16 protein-coding genes are annotated in these 14,450 nt (G+C 51.9%); 8 read left to right on the top strand and 8 right to left on the bottom strand.

Annotated features, from left to right (window positions below):
• Positions 1–72: 72 nt before the first annotated feature.
• The 5 genes from H6750_10865 to H6750_10845 form a co-directional block, all read right to left on the bottom strand.
• Positions 73–951, bottom strand: a complete 879-nt coding sequence (locus H6750_10865) for a haloacid dehalogenase-like hydrolase (GenBank protein ID MCB9774810.1) — start codon at positions 949–951, stop codon at positions 73–75.
• A 165-nt stretch (positions 952–1,116) separates the two neighbouring features.
• Complete coding sequence (locus tag H6750_10860; GenBank protein ID MCB9774809.1) at positions 1,117–1,455, bottom strand: pentapeptide repeat-containing protein; 339 nt, start codon at positions 1,453–1,455, stop codon at positions 1,117–1,119.
• A gap of 409 nt (positions 1,456–1,864) precedes the next feature.
• Positions 1,865–2,677 carry a CbbQ/NirQ/NorQ/GpvN family protein gene (locus H6750_10855; GenBank protein ID MCB9774808.1) on the bottom strand — a complete coding sequence of 271 codons (813 nt, stop codon included), beginning with the start codon at positions 2,675–2,677 and terminating at the stop codon, positions 1,865–1,867.
• Between the two features lie 387 nt (positions 2,678–3,064).
• On the bottom strand, positions 3,065–4,021 hold the full coding sequence (locus tag H6750_10850; protein MCB9774807.1) for a DUF2156 domain-containing protein: 957 nt from the start codon (positions 4,019–4,021) through the stop codon (positions 3,065–3,067).
• Positions 4,022–4,076: 55 nt separating this feature from the next.
• Complete coding sequence (locus H6750_10845) at positions 4,077–4,700, bottom strand: YkgJ family cysteine cluster protein (GenBank protein MCB9774806.1); 624 nt, start codon at positions 4,698–4,700, stop codon at positions 4,077–4,079.
• A 277-nt stretch (positions 4,701–4,977) separates the two neighbouring features.
• On the opposite strand from H6750_10845, the gene H6750_10840 reads away from it, so the two are divergent.
• The 8 genes from H6750_10840 to H6750_10805 all read left to right on the top strand — a co-directional run bounded on the left by H6750_10840 (position 4,978) and on the right by H6750_10805 (position 11,807).
• Positions 4,978–6,396, top strand: a complete 1,419-nt coding sequence (locus H6750_10840; protein ID MCB9774805.1) for a hypothetical protein — start codon at positions 4,978–4,980, stop codon at positions 6,394–6,396.
• 68 nt (positions 6,397–6,464) lie between these two features.
• Positions 6,465–6,776 carry a glutathione S-transferase N-terminal domain-containing protein gene (locus tag H6750_10835; GenBank protein MCB9774804.1) on the top strand — a complete coding sequence of 104 codons (312 nt, stop codon included), beginning with the start codon at positions 6,465–6,467 and terminating at the stop codon, positions 6,774–6,776.
• 3 nt (positions 6,777–6,779) lie between these two features.
• Complete coding sequence (locus tag H6750_10830) at positions 6,780–7,904, top strand: KamA family radical SAM protein (GenBank protein ID MCB9774803.1); 1,125 nt, start codon at positions 6,780–6,782, stop codon at positions 7,902–7,904.
• Complete coding sequence (locus H6750_10825; protein MCB9774802.1) at positions 7,904–9,064, top strand: 2'-deoxycytidine 5'-triphosphate deaminase; 1,161 nt, start codon at positions 7,904–7,906, stop codon at positions 9,062–9,064. Before H6750_10830 ends, H6750_10825 begins: the two co-directional genes overlap by 1 nt.
• A 2-nt stretch (positions 9,065–9,066) precedes the next feature.
• Complete coding sequence (locus H6750_10820) at positions 9,067–9,498, top strand: hypothetical protein (GenBank protein MCB9774801.1); 432 nt, start codon at positions 9,067–9,069, stop codon at positions 9,496–9,498.
• 55 nt (positions 9,499–9,553) lie between these two features.
• Positions 9,554–10,252 (top strand): TIGR04283 family arsenosugar biosynthesis glycosyltransferase, encoded by a 699-nt coding sequence (locus tag H6750_10815; protein MCB9774800.1) that lies wholly within the window; start codon positions 9,554–9,556, stop codon positions 10,250–10,252.
• Positions 10,236–11,009, top strand: coding sequence for a TIGR04282 family arsenosugar biosynthesis glycosyltransferase (locus H6750_10810; protein MCB9774799.1), 774 nt, complete (start codon positions 10,236–10,238; stop codon positions 11,007–11,009). The genes H6750_10815 and H6750_10810 overlap by 17 nt, the downstream gene beginning before the upstream one ends.
• Before the next feature lie 63 nt (positions 11,010–11,072).
• Positions 11,073–11,807, top strand: coding sequence for an SDR family oxidoreductase (locus tag H6750_10805; GenBank protein ID MCB9774798.1), 735 nt, complete (start codon positions 11,073–11,075; stop codon positions 11,805–11,807).
• A gap of 101 nt (positions 11,808–11,908) precedes the next feature.
• Here H6750_10805 and lipB read toward each other — a convergent pair whose 3' ends face one another.
• From lipB to H6750_10790, 3 genes are read right to left on the bottom strand one after another with little or no spacing between them, the layout of a single operon-like run.
• A complete protein-coding gene (gene lipB / locus H6750_10800) occupies positions 11,909–12,622 on the bottom strand; it encodes a lipoyl(octanoyl) transferase LipB (protein MCB9774797.1) in 714 nt (237 codons plus the stop codon).
• A 12-nt stretch (positions 12,623–12,634) separates the two neighbouring features.
• Positions 12,635–13,039 carry a YbgC/FadM family acyl-CoA thioesterase gene (locus tag H6750_10795; protein MCB9774796.1) on the bottom strand — a complete coding sequence of 135 codons (405 nt, stop codon included), beginning with the start codon at positions 13,037–13,039 and terminating at the stop codon, positions 12,635–12,637.
• A gap of 18 nt (positions 13,040–13,057) precedes the next feature.
• Positions 13,058–14,320: a TIGR02710 family CRISPR-associated protein gene (locus H6750_10790; GenBank protein MCB9774795.1), complete on the bottom strand. Its 1,263-nt coding sequence runs from the start codon at positions 14,318–14,320 to the stop codon at positions 13,058–13,060.
• Positions 14,321–14,450 lie beyond the last annotated feature (130 nt).

Below are 14,450 nucleotides of genomic sequence, written 5' to 3'. Positions count from 1 at the left end.
CCACAAGTGTTGCGCAATCAAGCGAGAAAAAGGAAGGGAAAAGAAGAAAGAATGAGAAAGCGGAAAAAATGATTACGGGAGAGGAGCGGGCACCCGGGAACCTTCAACCCCTTGCCGGCGACTATCGACAATTCTATCGGCAACCTCGGCAATGTGTTTTTCCAAAATGAGACGGAGATGGCTGCCGGGCCGATAATCCGCCGGAGCCATGAAATGGACCCGGTCGGCGTGGAAAGTTAATTGATAACATTTTTCAAAGGACCGGCGGGTCTGATCTTCCGGATTATAGACCGCCAGGGCGAATCCCCCATTTTTCTTCATGACGGTAAAGCAGGGGACGTCTGTCGGTCCATCGCCTACATAGATCATTTGTCGGAACGGCACCCGACGGCTTTCTTCGGGCATATGGTCGTTCACATCTTCTTTTAAATCCGTCAGTCCTTTGTTGACCCGAAACAGGAATTGGGTTTTTTGCGTGTGGCTGATGGTCCGTTTAGGGAAACAAATGTGCCCATCTTCTTCATCGAATTCACAGCCGAAAATGGCGCGGACCTGGCTGGCAACCACGCTTCCCTCCAAAATAGCCTTGAGTCCGGAACTGACTACGTAATGTTCCAGGCGGATGGGCACCTCTTCATATTTTGGCTTTTTTAAGATCCCGTTGAGCTCTTCAAAAAACGAGGGGACACCCGGGAAAAAGGATAATTGATTGCCCATGCCACGGAGGTCCTGATTCGAAAGCGTCCGGATCCGGGGTTCTTCCAGCATCCGTTTCATATAAGCCAGCTCCTGATCGTAATCCCGGGCTTCGATCAGAGCCGTGCAGCTTTTCCAAAATGTGGACGGGTCAAGTTCGGCGTGCCGGAGAATCGTGTGATCCTGCATGTAATGCGGACTCAACGTATGATCGAAGTCATAGACGATGGCGATGATGTTCTGGGGCTGATGCATGAGACTTTCCTTCCCGATTCTTGGGAAAAGCAGTGTAAGTTGGGGAGCGAAAGGTGTCAACGAATGAGCCTGTGCGAGGGAACAGGGTCCTGGAGCGCTTTGTCGTTTGTGGGATGCTGTCGTAGAGGAAATGCTGCTGCGTGATAGGCGGAGCAGAACAAGCATTTATACGCCGTAGCGCATACGCGTGCCCTGCTGGTTCGAGAGAAGAATTTCCTGGGCATTGAGTTCTTTGGGAAAGAGCGTGCCGGAGATCTTGGTGCCGTGAATGCTGGCCCCTTCCAAATTGCATTGAGAGAGATCTACTCCTCGAAGATCGGCCTGCCGGAAATAACTTCCCCGGAAATCCATTCCTGCCACTTCAATGCCGCGCAGATCCACACTCCGGAAATCGTAATTACTCAGCTCAGGCTTCTCTCCAGTCTTAAACCGCGCATTGAATTCAGTAATTTTTCCCTCTCGAAGCAGGGTATACATGGGGTGGTTGGTGATTTTTGGCTTCATACCGCGATCTCTGTTTCTGTTGAGGGCATCTGAGGATGATGTGTGCCGGTAATCCATTGACCGTATCGGTTGACCGAAGCCTGGAATGAAGGGCATGAAGGCCATTTTATCGAATACGCTGGTCAACGCCTTTGGAGTCCCAGTCGAATCAAGTCAGGTCAGGAAATGGAAGGGATTTTACTGCCAAACAGACTAGCAGCGGAACCCCGGATCTTCTTCAATTAAGTTGGGGATAGTTTGAGCGGTGGTAGGAAGTGCATGGATTTTTGTTAAAAAAAGATCCAATTGGCCGGTCTTATCAGGAGGGGTTTTTTAAGACTTCCAGAGACTGGAGTACGCCGTCTACATTTCTTTTTGAGCGTCACGGACTGTCCGAAGGCGGGGGTTGTCGCTTGTTGGGCAGTTCGGATTAAAAAATTGCCTTGACGAGTTCCTGAATGCTGCGTTGCATATCGGTATCGTCCGTAATCGGGCGGGTAATAGCGGCATCGCAAGCCCGGTCGGGGGCCACGCCTTGTTGCATCAAGGTCCCTGCATAAATCAATAGTCGGGTACTGACACCTTCTTCCAGGCCATGGTTACGGAGATTTCGTACCTTTTCACCCAATTTGACTAAGCGGATGGCCACGTCCCTGGAAACCTTGGCTTCATGCTCCACGATCCTGGTCTCGATGTCTTTGGGGGGATACCCAAATTCAATAGCCATGAAACGCTGCTTGGTGCTTTGCTTTAATTCTTTTAAGACACTTTGATATCCGGGGTTATACGAGATCACCAGCAAAAAATCATCCACGGCCTGAATCATCTGCCCTTTTTTCTCGATGGGTAAAAACCGCCGGTCATCACTCAAGGGATGGATCAGCACGGTGGTATCTTTTCGGGCTTCGACCACTTCATCCAGATAGACAAGGGCGCCATGCTTGACTCCCAGGGTGAGCGGGCCATCCACCCATACGGTTTCTTCCCCTTTCAACAGGTAGCGTCCGATCAAATCTGAGGCGGTCAGATCTTCATGACACGCGACGGTAATCAAGGGCCGATTGAGTCGATGCGCCATATGCTGGACAAACCGGGTTTTCCCGCATCCAGTGGGGCCTTTCAACATCACAGGTATTTTGTTTTTGGCACCCACGGTGAACAGATCGATTTCCCCGTTCACTTCTTGATAGAACGGCTCCTCAGTTACCCGGAATTGTTCAATACCGAATTCAAGACCCTTCATAACCTCTCATCCAAATTAAGAAATGAAACAGCAAAACACATGGACGGCTAAGGGGGCATTATACGGGTGTCATTTCAGGGAGGACAACCTGCAAGTGTGATCGATGCATTTCCATGGGAGATTGTTGAAAAATTCAAAATTTTCACCGGTTCACCTCCTGCCCCGTTGATGGCGGGACCATCAAGAGCAAGAAAGGAAGGTTCAAAGGTCAATCCAGTCCCGCCCTCAGTCATGCGAAGGGATGGCCGCAGTATGGCTTGCGACGTTCGTTAGGCGTAAGCGCTTGTTCGCAGGCGTAGCGTACAGGTGAAAGCGTGAGCATGACCAAGGGACGACCACGACGCCGGAGGATTTATCCAGCACTCCACGGGGAGAGATCCTGATCACTCATGAGGGCTGGGCAATGTAGTTGGACACTAATTGAAAGGGATGATAGGCCAGTTTTGTCTTTGCTAAACCCGGTAGCCCTGAATCATCCATAGTGTTTACGAATGGGTATGCCTGAAACTCGCGACAGAATTCACGAAAAAGATACTGGGCTAAACCATAGACTGATCGATCTGCCACCTCCAGCAAGACGCAAAACACCTCCGATGAGCGTGGGAACCCGAACGTATACGCTTTAACCGCTTCATCCACCCGGACGATTCGCCCGGTGAGACCGAGTTCACGATATTCCTGGAGTGTTACTCGGTGGGCATGGGCGGCATCTCGAAGCATCAGGCGAGCCACATCCTCGTTGGGTCCTATTCGGGAAATTGGGATATCGTCCTTTTGATGGATCCAGCGGTGAAAAAGGGCGAAGCACTCATCACGATCGATGATCCGGTAGGGGGTAATCCGGATGCGGTGCCCGCGAATAAAGCGATTGCATGCGGCGCGTTGGGATTTGTAGGGATTTCCTTTCAGTTGGATGAGATCGGAGGTGCGATAGAGGTAATCGGAGTCCTTTGGTAGGAGATTGTATCCCCATTGTTGAATTTCTTCTTTTAATTCAGCGGGAATATTTTCAATTCGCGTAACGCTGGATCCACGATTCCGGGTCACCATGTATGCCGTCACTTGACTCAGCACGTCTTTGAGAGGGTTGCCGGAGGAGGATCCGATTGCAGAATAGGGCCCGACGGGGGGAAGAGGCATAAAGATCCCATCGGAATATTCCGCGAAAAGGCACAGCCACCCGTCAATGTCCGTCCAGAAAAAGGTGAACAGGTCCTTCCAGATATAATGCGGTGGAAATGACCAGGTGCTCAAGGGAGTTTTCCCCCCGATACTTGTGGAGGCAATGGCCTGGTTCAGACGAGACTGATCGTTGATGGTCAAAGGACTGAGATGGATGGACATGAAAGATCGTTATACGGGATGAAGGATCAATGGAAAAAGGGCGAGTCCGTGGCCGTCATCTCATGTCGTTCGAATCGGAGGACCGAAGAGTCGCGGTCAGGCGGTCGAGGGTGTGCAACACGACGACGTCCGGTTGAAACGGAGTCACTAATCGAGGATGAACGGCAAGGCAATGTAGAACATAATCAGATTCCAGATAGGTCGCAACTTTTTGGGCCTGTTCCATGAACGTCTTTGGAAGGGTCCGTTCCGAAGGTTCTAGGCCAGCTCTCCTGAGAGAATTTTCTTCCACGGCTTGCTCGAGAAGAAACGGGCACAACGGATCCCAACCAAGCACGACCTTCTCGTGTTGAGCATCCCACATGAGCGCAAAGGGATACAATTGGCAGTCCAGAGGACGAACCTCATAAATGCGACAGTGTTGTGTGATGGGATCAAATGCCGGGCAGAGAAATCCTTCATCATTGGGATTTCGGACGACTTGAATCTGACTACCCCGATGATCAGGAAAGGAAGAGGGAGAGATGCCATGCGTGACCGCCTGTCGAATTTCTTCTTTAGTAAAGTACGGTCTGAGGGTGCTGTCTTGTTCTGGGAAGCGACAGCAGACGTCGCATCGAAAACAGACAGCGGAGGGAACAACCTGTGGGCCAGGAATGACGGGGATGGCTTGCGGCATAGGCGAATAACTTTCATGGCGACTTGGCCCGCCATTGCCCTCGGGGGCGTGCCTTGTCTGGTTTCAAGAGAGCGTGCTACGATCCTCCCTATTCTAGCAAAAGGGCCGTCATCAAGGTCCAAGCTTTTCATGTTAGGCCCGAATTGAAGTATTTCGTGCAGGTCCAACCTCTTGTGATCGACGAGTGAAGGACGTCAGCGTGTCCCGTCCGTTTCACCCGTCTTCCACGATTAACCCAGGATCGGTTATTTCTTCCCACGTAGAACAATCCGGCCCCATTCTGCCGTTGAGTCCGTCGACATCTGACAGCCCCTATCCTCTATTTCGGGAAAGGCTGATCAAAGACGGTTTATTTATTAACGGGCAGGATGATCATTGGCGCGTGGCATGCGGACCCTTTTCGCTTTCCACCGAGGAAGCCAAGTTTTTTGAAACATTAGGTCAGCATCTATTGGTGTTCTACCAGGCCTTGAACCGGTTGTATCTTGAAAGCCTGAAAGGTCTGCAACCGGCGTGGGTTCATGAATATTTGGATATTGGAAAGCCGGAGGATCTTCTGGCCCTTGCACGGATGAATCGATTCAAAAATCACCTCCCAGGTGTCATTCGTCCCGATCTTATTCCCACCAATGGTGCCATGGCCCTGACGGAACTTGATTCCGTCCCTGGAGGGATTGGCTTAACCGGCAGCTTGAGTCGGATGTATGCCCAGCAGGGTTTTCCTGTGTGGCCGCAGGCGGACGGATTGGTTCAAGGGTTTTCCCGAATGTTACGAGGGGCATTGCACGGGCAGCCTCCTCGGGTGGCCATTGTCGTCTCGGATGAAGCTGATGCCTATCGCGCCGAAATGCAGTGGGTGGTGACACAACTCCGGCAGGAAGGTTGGGAGGCCTATTGCGGGCATCCCCGTGATATTCGATTTACGGAAGAGGGTCTTTGGATTCACCATGAGGGACAGGAACAGCCTCTTTCGGTGGTTTACCGGTTCTATGAGTTGTTTGATTTGAAAAATATTCCCAAAGGGGAATTGATTGCCTACAGTGCCAAAAAAGGCCGGGTTGTGGTCACCCCGCCATATAAGCCCTGGATGGAGGAAAAGCTGGCTCTAGCCTTGTTTCACCATCCGATGCTGGAGAAATTTTGGGAACGCGAATTGAAATCCGACACGTATGACTGTCTTCGTGCCCTCATTCCCGAGACCTGGATTTTGGATCCCAGACCCCTTCCGCCATCTGCGGTAATTCCCGGCTTGCGTCATGGAAATCGTGCGGTGTCGGATTGGCAGTGGTTGGGAGATGCCACCCAAAAAGAACGTCAGTATGTCATCAAAGTGTCAGGATTTTCCGACCAGGCTTGGGGGAGCCGGGGCGTTTCCATCGGGCATGATATGTCGCAAGTCCAATGGAAAGAGGTCGTATCCCATGCTCTGGATCAATTTGAGACGAGCCCTTCGATTCTTCAAACATTTCACAAAGGGCGACTGGTTATGGTTGAATATTATGACAGCCACTCCGGTGACGTCGTCAGTATGGAAGGACGGGCGCGCTTATCTCCGTATTATTTCGTGACCGAGGGACAGGCCGAGCTGGGCGGTGTTCTGGCGACGGTGTGTCCCAAAGATAAAAAAATTATTCATGGCATGCGGGATGCGGTCATGGCTCCCTGTTCCATCATGGTTAGTCACCTCAGCCCATAAGGCCCAGATTTCCTGGTTCTTTCGGGCCTAGTGTATTTTTTCTCTCATGGGGAAGACCCCTAGTTGACATGTCTGATACTCTTAACCGCATGAAACTGTATCACACGGAATGGTGCCCGGAATGCCAAGTCGTCCGCGAGAGGTTGGCTGAGTTGGGTCTGCCCTATGAAGATGAAGTTGTGCCTGATGTTCGACCTTTCCGGAAAAATTTGTATGAAATCTCGGGACAGAATTACGTCCCGGTGTTGGTGCATGGAGAAACGGTGTTGACGGAGACATCCGATATCTTGGCATATCTGGACGACTACGAAGACCATGGAACTCCCTCCGGGGAAGCCACCAAGCCACCCTCCAGCAACCTTGATGAAAGGAATCATTAAGCTATGGATGATTGGAAAAAGGTCCTCGCCGCAAGTATCACCAAACCCAAGGATTTAGCCAAGTATCTTGGGGTCGATCCCAAGGAGGTGGAAGCCGTCGTCGGGCCCTATCCAATGCGAATTACCCCGACAGTGCTGGCCACGATTAAAAGTAAAGGGGATGCGATCTGGAAGCAGGTCGTTCCCGAAGCCATCGAATTGGATGATATTGATGCCCCGGACGATCCGTTGGAAGAAGATACGGATAGCCCGGTTCCTCATTTGGTCCACCGATATCCTGATCGCGTGTTGTTGATGGTGACCAACCAATGTCCAATCTATTGTCGGTTTTGCACGAGAAAGCGACTGGTGGGGAAGCCGGGGTTTCTTAAAAAGGGTGAGCTGGATCGAGCGGTGGCGTACCTCCGAGAGCATACTGAAGTACGGGATGTCATCCTGTCCGGCGGTGACCCGTTATTGCTGCCTGATCGTCTCATTGAGAGAATTCTGAAAGGCCTTCGGTCCATCCCCCATTTAGAATTGATTCGGTTTGGGACCCGGGTGCCAGGGACCCTCCCGCAACGCATTACTCCGGAATTGTGTGAGATCGTTAAGCGCTTCCATCCCATTTATATGAATTTGCATTTCAACCATCCGGATGAGTTGACGCCGGAGGTCAAGGAGGCTTGTGGTCGGTTGGCGGATGCCGGGGTTCCTCTGGGAGCTCAAACCGTCTTGCTGAAAGGTGTCAATGATGACCCGGAAATCATGAAACGGCTGATGCATCAACTGTTGTTGGCCAGAGTGAAACCCTATTACCTGTATCAAGCCGATCTCACCAAGGGGACGAATCACTTCCGGACTTCGGTAGAAACGGGGTTGAAAATGATTCAATCCCTTCAGGGGCATACGAGTGGCATGGCCGTTCCCCACTTTGTCATTGATGCGCCAGGCGGTGGCGGAAAGATTCCGCTGTTGCCTAACGATTATTTATTGAATTTGGATGAGAACGGGGCGGTATTAAAAAATTACGAAAATAAAACCTATCATTATCCTCAGCCGACATCGGGAAACGGGCGCGAACTTCCCATGGTCGGCGCCCCTGCATCCCAGGATATGTGCGGTGCCGGCGCCATGGATGACTATTAATGGTCGATTCTAAGAAGACGGGCATTCTGTCCTTTCAACACCTTCGTGCGCTGGTTCGTCAGCAGGTGATCCGGGCCGATGTGCCCATTACCTCCCGGCAAATTCAACCGGCCAGTCTCGATTTACGACTGGGAACGAAGGCCTACCGTCTCCTGAGCAGTTTTCTGCCAGAACCCTCTGATCAGCAATCCCAGTTTACGATTGAGGATCTCTACCGGTCCGATATGGTGATGTACGATATGGATCTGACCAATGGTGCCATTCTGGAAAAAGGCCATGTCTATCTCGTCCCTTTGATGGAGAGGGTCAAGCTGCCTAAGGATATCCGCGGTCGAACCAATCCAAAAAGTTCCACGGGGAGGTTGGATATTTTTACCCGCGTGGTGACGGATCTCCATATGGGCTTTGATGAAATCCGCGCCGGATATGAAGGCCCGTTATTTTTGGAAATCGTGCCCCGGTCGTTTACCATACGTGTGCAGGCTGGACTGGCCCTCAACCAGTTACGATTACTGTCTGGGAAACCCATGGTCTCGGATTCAGGGTTGCGAGCCGTTCATCGTAAGACCCCCTTGCTCTATCATAATGGAGATTCCGGGAAAACGGATCTGCCCTTAACGGCCAGGGAACTCCGGGTAAACAACGGTCTGTTTTTAAGTGTCGATTTGCAAGGATCGAGCGACCATTCCGAGTCGATTGTGGGGTACCGGGCAAAAAAGAATAGTCATGTTATTGATCTCAGTCTGGTGGGCCATTACGCCGCCTCTGATTTTTGGGAACCGCTAAAACGCAATGCCACCGCCACGATGCTCTTGGAGCCGGAAGAGTTCTATATCCTGGCCTCCAAAGAACGAATCCAGGTTCCACCTGGCTATTCATCGGAAATGGTGGCATATGAAGCCGCCTGCGGGGAATTGCGAACCCATTATGCGGGGTTCTTCGATCCCGGGTTTGGCTATGCCAACCGCAGCCGGAAAGGCACCCAGGTGGTCTTGGAGGTCCGCCCTCATGATGTGCCTTTCCGTATTCATGACGGACAGACGTTTTTTAAAGTCGTCTATGAGAAGATGCGGGATATCCCCACGCAGTTATATGGATCGGCGTTGGGGTCGTCCTATTTTCAGCAGGGTCTCACACTCAGCAAACATTTTAAGTGGTAACTATGAGTACAGAAACCGAACAACCGCAGTCGACCGACCCTGTTGCCCCCAAGCCAGTGCCTCCCCGTCCGCCGGTCAGGGATGAGGACCCGGAAGATCAAGAAAATCTGCAGATGCAGGTGGCCATGCGTATGGTGGGATCTGCCATGGTCTTTATCGGGTTTTTGCAGGTTTTTCTGTCCGCCAGTACCGGTGCCGAAATCAGCATCTTCCCCATGATTATTTATTTTTCAGGAATGGCCATGTGGGCCTATTCCTCCGTGGACAACCTCACTGTCCGTTATACGGTGATGGCGTTGTCTCTGCTTTGCGCGATGGCATTTATGCATTTTGGGGAAGTGTTATTTTGGCATAAGTATCTCATTTACTGGGGCACGATCGGGGTCGTCGTGTTTTTTATGTTCAAAAACCCCAAGAAACCCGCCGGCTCGTAGCCCAACGTTCTGAGTTTTTAGTTTTTCTCATTGTGTGGCAGCCATTAGGTTTTTCATGGGCATTGCCGTGATCATTCCGGTTTTGAATGAACAGAAAGCTTTGCCGGCTTTGTTGCCCGTCTTAATACCGCTGGGGTTCGAAGAAATTATTGTGGTAGATGGAGGAAGTCGGGATGGCACCGTGGATATGGCCAGGAAGATGCTGGAATCGACATCCGACTCCCGCTATCGAATCATTTCCGGTCCATGTGGGCGGGCTTCCCAAATGAACACCGGGGCCGCTCTGGCCGACTCCGAAATTTTAGTATTTTTGCATGCTGACACCCAAATGCCAGACAATGCCAGGCAAGTGATAACAGACGCCATGGATGATCCGCAGTGTGTCGGCGGCCGGTTTGATGTACGTTTCCCACAGGATACCGGGTATGCATGGATGGTGAGCCGGCTTATGAATCTGCGCTCACGCTGGTCGGGGATCTTCACCGGCGATCAAACCATATTTGTGCGACGTTCCGTGTTTGAAAAGTTGGGGGGCTTTGCGAATATTCCTCTTATGGAAGATATTGAATTCAGCAGCCGGTTGAAGCGAGTTGGCACGATCGCGTCTCTGCGGGTGAAGGTCATTACCTCGTTTCGGCGGTGGGAACAGCAGGGCCCTCTCCGCACCATCGTGCGCATGTGGACGCTCCGCGCGTGGTATTGGCTAGGATGGGATCCGCGTCGTCTCCAGCAGTATTATGACATCGTCCGGTAACGACCCAGCTGTACGTCGATCACGTCCAGCACACCAGAGCCAGGGTGGGAGACGTCGATCTCTCCCGCCTGCGACCTCGGCGATTATTGTCTTTGCGAAGGCACCGGTTGCCGGTCAAGTCAAAACACGCCTGTGCCCGCCTCTCACGCCTGATGAGGCAGCCAGTCTCCACGGAAGTCTCGTCTTAGATATCCTGGAGCGATGCCAATCTCTCAGGGGCTATGATTGCATCCTGGCCGGAACGCCCTCTCCCCATCATCCATTTTTTCGGGCCATGGAGGCTCGATTCAAGATTCCGGTCTGGGATCAAATAGGGAGCGATCTGGGAACGCGCATGGCAGCAGCATTCAAGCAAGCGCTCGGTTCCCCATACCGTTCGGTTGTGGTCATTGGAACGGATATTCCCGGCATAAATGGTCCGCTTCTCACAATGGCACTCGGCAGTCTTCACGATCATGATGTCGTGTTAGGTCCCACCATGGATGGCGGGTATTATTTAATCGGGCTGCGCACACCCGTGCCGGAACTGTTTGAGAACATACCGTGGTCCACGGGGCAGGTGTATGCCCTCACAGAGCAGAAGGTAAAAATGCTGGGCCTCTCGTTAAAAATCCTACCGGAACTTCGTGATCTTGATACGGTGGAGGATCTTCACACGTGTATCCGGGATTCGAAAGATCCGCAGAATCAGATGTTCTCTTCTCGGACTAAAAATGTGTTGCAGGAGCTGGCCAAGCGATTGACCAATCGCGAATAAAGGAACAATAATTCTTTTTGAATACGCAGGGTGGGCACGCGCACATTATAGGAGAGAGAAGAAATGATTGACCGTGTGGTGTTGATCACCGGCGGAGCCAAAGGAATTGGGCGGGGTATCGCGCTGGACTTGGCGGACAAGGGTTGGAGGGTGGCTCTTTGCTATCGGACCAGTCAGCAGGAAGCTGAGGAAGTCAAACGTGGCATTGAGGGACGGGGTGGAAAGGCGTTGGCCATTCAATGCGATGTCTCCGACCCTGTTGCGGCATCACAGCTTGTTCAGCATGTGGAAAATGTCTGGGGCAGGATCGATGCGCTGATCAACGGGGCAGGGCCCTACCATCGCATTTCACTGTTTGAAGAGACTGTTGAAGGATGGTCGGACATGTTCACAAATAATCTTCACCCGATCTTTTATCTCGCGAAGGCCGTGGCGCCGGGGATGAAAGCCAGAAAATCTGGACGCATTATTTCCTTCAGCATGGCCAACGCGGACAAAATGGAAGCCCAACCGCATGTGACCGCTCATTATATTGCTAAGGCCGGTGTGCTCATTCTGACCCGGACTCTGGCGAAAATGCTGGCTTCTGATGGCATCACTGTGAATGCGATTTCACCGGGATTTATCGATTCCGGAAGCGCGCCACCGGGAGAGCTGGATGGCATGGCTAAGAAAATTCCGGCAGGATATATTGGTCAGGTTGAGGATACCGTCCAAGCCGTTCGTTATTTTCTTTCTGACGAAGCTCGATACGTAACGGGAGCCAATCTGCACGTGAGCGGCGGTTGGGGAGTCTGAAGCCTCCAAGCTGTCACAAATGAGCAGATACAGGCTTTCTCCTTAATTACCCTCCTTGTGCCTGCCTGACAACGGGAGAAACCCTTCCAATGTTCTGCCTCTCATCCTGTTTCCTGCCCGTACCCTGGTCCATTCTCTTCTAACCAGGTGATGCCAAAAATTTCCCCAAAGTGATGGGCGATTTGTGTCCGCACCCTGTGTGAATCTATGGTTCTCCCAAGATTTTTTGCCATGGAAGCCATGGTACAGCCTTCAATCCCACATGGCGCCAAGAGAGTGAACGGTTGGAGATCGATGTTCACGTTTAAGGCAAATCCGTGCATGGTTACCCCACGGGAAATTCGTACGCCGATGGAGGCAATTTTTTCTCTGCACGTGGGGGATGTTTTCACCCACACCCCCCGAAACGATTCATGCCGACATCCGGCAATCCCCCATTCCCCTAAGGTGCGAATCAGGACCTCCTCCAATTGCTGGACATAGATTTTGGGGCCAGGACAGAAATTTCGAAGTCGTAAAATCGGATATCCAATTAGCTGCCCGGGGCCATGATAGGTTACAGACCCGCCACGCCCGGTCTGATGAAGATGGACCCCCATATGCTGCAGTTCGGTCCAGCGAGGCTCCCAATGTTCAGGCTTGGTTGTTCGCCCCAATGTGATGACAGGTTCGTGTTCGGTCAATACCAGCGTGTCTGCACGACGGTCCTCCAGACGTTGGGTGACCAGAGATTGTTGAAGTCTCAAGGCTTCCGCATAGAGTAGCCGAGGAAACGTCAGCAGCATTCCCGGTTGTCGAGAATTGGGGAGAGCCATAGGAATGCGATCTCAGGAGGTAGTGAGCCCTAAGGGGAGGCCCAGGACTTTCAGGATAGGAGGTGGGAGGCGTTTGATTTTGCCGTTGGTATCCACTGCCACAAGGGTTGCCGATCCTTCCACGATCAATCTTTTGCTGGTGCGATCTTTAATGACATGGGAAAACGTGAGAGAAATTCGTCGATCGGCCCCTACCGTGGTCTCGACCTCCAGGATGTCTCCATAGGTAGCGGCGGATCGATAGGAAAGTTCAGCGTGTATCACGCGAAATTCAGTTCCTTCTTGTATTAATGCGGCAACCGACAGGCCATGGCTATCCAGGTAATGGGTTCGAGCTCGTTCAAAGTATTTGAGATAGTTGGCGTAGTATACCACTCCTCCACAATCTGTATCTTCATAATAGACCCGAACCTCCATTCCGGCCGGTCGCCTCCCCTACACATTCATGGTGGGAAATTCTGGAAGGTCGGTGGGGGCCGCGCCACTTAATTTTATCACCAGGTCATAGAGCTGGTGGTAGCGTTCGGGTTTTATGGGTTCAAATCCGTAACCCAGTAGCGCATGATCCGCGGCATCAAATAAGGATTTCATTTTAGACCAATCGGTGACAAAGCGTTGCCCCATAGGATCTCCAAGCGCAGCCAACGCCTGAAATTGTGCCTGCATAGGAAGGCGATATTTCCCATCAATTTCATTCAGATATTGCCTGCGACAGGTTTCTCGCAAATCCTCAGGGAGTTGCTCCAGATTCACATCCCAACTTTTCAGGTGATACTGGGTATACAAACGGGATTGACTAAAGGCTTCCAAGGCTCGCAGGAGGACGTGAGTGGCAACTTCCAGATCCTGCCCGCGATCTCCACGGCGTTTTGCCCATGCCAATAAGTCGAGAGCCACCGCCGGCTTAATATCTTTCGAATCGAGCACGATTCGTTCAAGGAACGTGAGGTTTGCCTTGAGGAAGTGAATGAGGCGATCCATGCCTGGAGGGCCACCCCACACGGAGGCCAGTTCCAAGGCTTTGATCCCGCCTTTTAATTTTTCCCAGGCGGAACGATACAGGAGTTGATCCCACAGGCCATAGCCCTGTGCCACATCGGCCAGGGCCCGATAAAAGGGTTTCAGCCCGCCGCTAATGCGATGTTCCAATGTGTGAAACCCTTTAGCGGCGGCATCATACGAGCCATGATTGAAATGGTAACACGTCTCGTTTCGCAGATGCGGTGCCTCTTCGTCCCAAGGATTGGCAGAGGCTTCAGACTGCGACAACAATTTGGTGATCGTTTCAACGGCCTGGTCTACAGATGGAAAAGGATGGCCGGGAAACGACAGCACTTTGGTGGAAAAGGGAAATCCTGTCAGCACCATGGCGGAAGCCATGCCAACGGTTGCGCTGGTAATATCAATCACCAGTTCCCCGGGCATCACGTTCCAGGTCGTTAACAAAGGGCCTAGCCCGTGAGCCAGGGCTTTCTGGCATGCAGAAAAACTTGTAGGGGAAGGGGTGACGATCCAGTCCCAGCGCTGGGGCATGCGTGACAAGGACGGAGGGATCTGAGATTCCACGACCTGCTTATGGGACTCGTGTAGAAAAAAGCAGACCATGTCAGGATTCAAGTGCCGGATAATGGCGATGGCGGACGTAGGGTCGGCTTGAATGGCGAGTAGGAGTGCTTTGGTGGGGATATGGGCACTCACAATGGGTCGACTATATCATCGGTTGATGAGCCCGGCAAGAAAACCGATGCCGGATATTATGCTCTCAACTGGGAATCCCGGTATTTCTCTTCACACAGTGTGAAATTTGATTCCTATCCTGATAGAATCG

This window comes from Nitrospiraceae bacterium (assembly GCA_020632595.1).
In the GTDB taxonomy this organism is placed as follows: Bacteria; Nitrospirota; Nitrospiria; order Nitrospirales; family UBA8639; genus Nitrospira_E.
Note: the sequence above shows the minus strand (reverse complement) of the source record. Positions and strands in the feature narration are given on the sequence as shown.

Excerpts from the sequence above, each read along its gene's own strand:
- H6750_10865 (MCB9774810.1), bottom strand. The coding sequence starts at position 951 with ATGCATCAGCCCCAGAACATCATCGCCATCGTCTATGACTTCGATCAT.
- H6750_10860 (MCB9774809.1), bottom strand. The coding sequence starts at position 1,455 with ATGAAGCCAAAAATCACCAACCACCCCATGTATACCCTGCTTCGAGAG.
- H6750_10855 (MCB9774808.1), bottom strand. The coding sequence starts at position 2,677 with ATGAAGGGTCTTGAATTCGGTATTGAACAATTCCGGGTAACTGAGGAG.
- H6750_10850 (MCB9774807.1), bottom strand. The coding sequence starts at position 4,021 with ATGTCCATCCATCTCAGTCCTTTGACCATCAACGATCAGTCTCGTCTG.
- H6750_10845 (MCB9774806.1), bottom strand. The coding sequence starts at position 4,700 with ATGCCGCAAGCCATCCCCGTCATTCCTGGCCCACAGGTTGTTCCCTCC.
- H6750_10835 (MCB9774804.1), top strand. The coding sequence starts at position 6,465 with ATGTCTGATACTCTTAACCGCATGAAACTGTATCACACGGAATGGTGC.
- H6750_10830 (MCB9774803.1), top strand. The coding sequence starts at position 6,780 with ATGGATGATTGGAAAAAGGTCCTCGCCGCAAGTATCACCAAACCCAAG.
- H6750_10825 (MCB9774802.1), top strand. The coding sequence starts at position 7,904 with ATGGTCGATTCTAAGAAGACGGGCATTCTGTCCTTTCAACACCTTCGT.
- H6750_10820 (MCB9774801.1), top strand. The coding sequence starts at position 9,067 with ATGAGTACAGAAACCGAACAACCGCAGTCGACCGACCCTGTTGCCCCC.
- H6750_10815 (MCB9774800.1), top strand. The coding sequence starts at position 9,554 with ATGGGCATTGCCGTGATCATTCCGGTTTTGAATGAACAGAAAGCTTTG.
- H6750_10810 (MCB9774799.1), top strand. The coding sequence starts at position 10,236 with ATGACATCGTCCGGTAACGACCCAGCTGTACGTCGATCACGTCCAGCA.
- H6750_10805 (MCB9774798.1), top strand. The coding sequence starts at position 11,073 with ATGATTGACCGTGTGGTGTTGATCACCGGCGGAGCCAAAGGAATTGGG.
- lipB (MCB9774797.1), bottom strand. The coding sequence starts at position 12,622 with ATGGCTCTCCCCAATTCTCGACAACCGGGAATGCTGCTGACGTTTCCT.
- H6750_10795 (MCB9774796.1), bottom strand. The coding sequence starts at position 13,039 with ATGGAGGTTCGGGTCTATTATGAAGATACAGATTGTGGAGGAGTGGTA.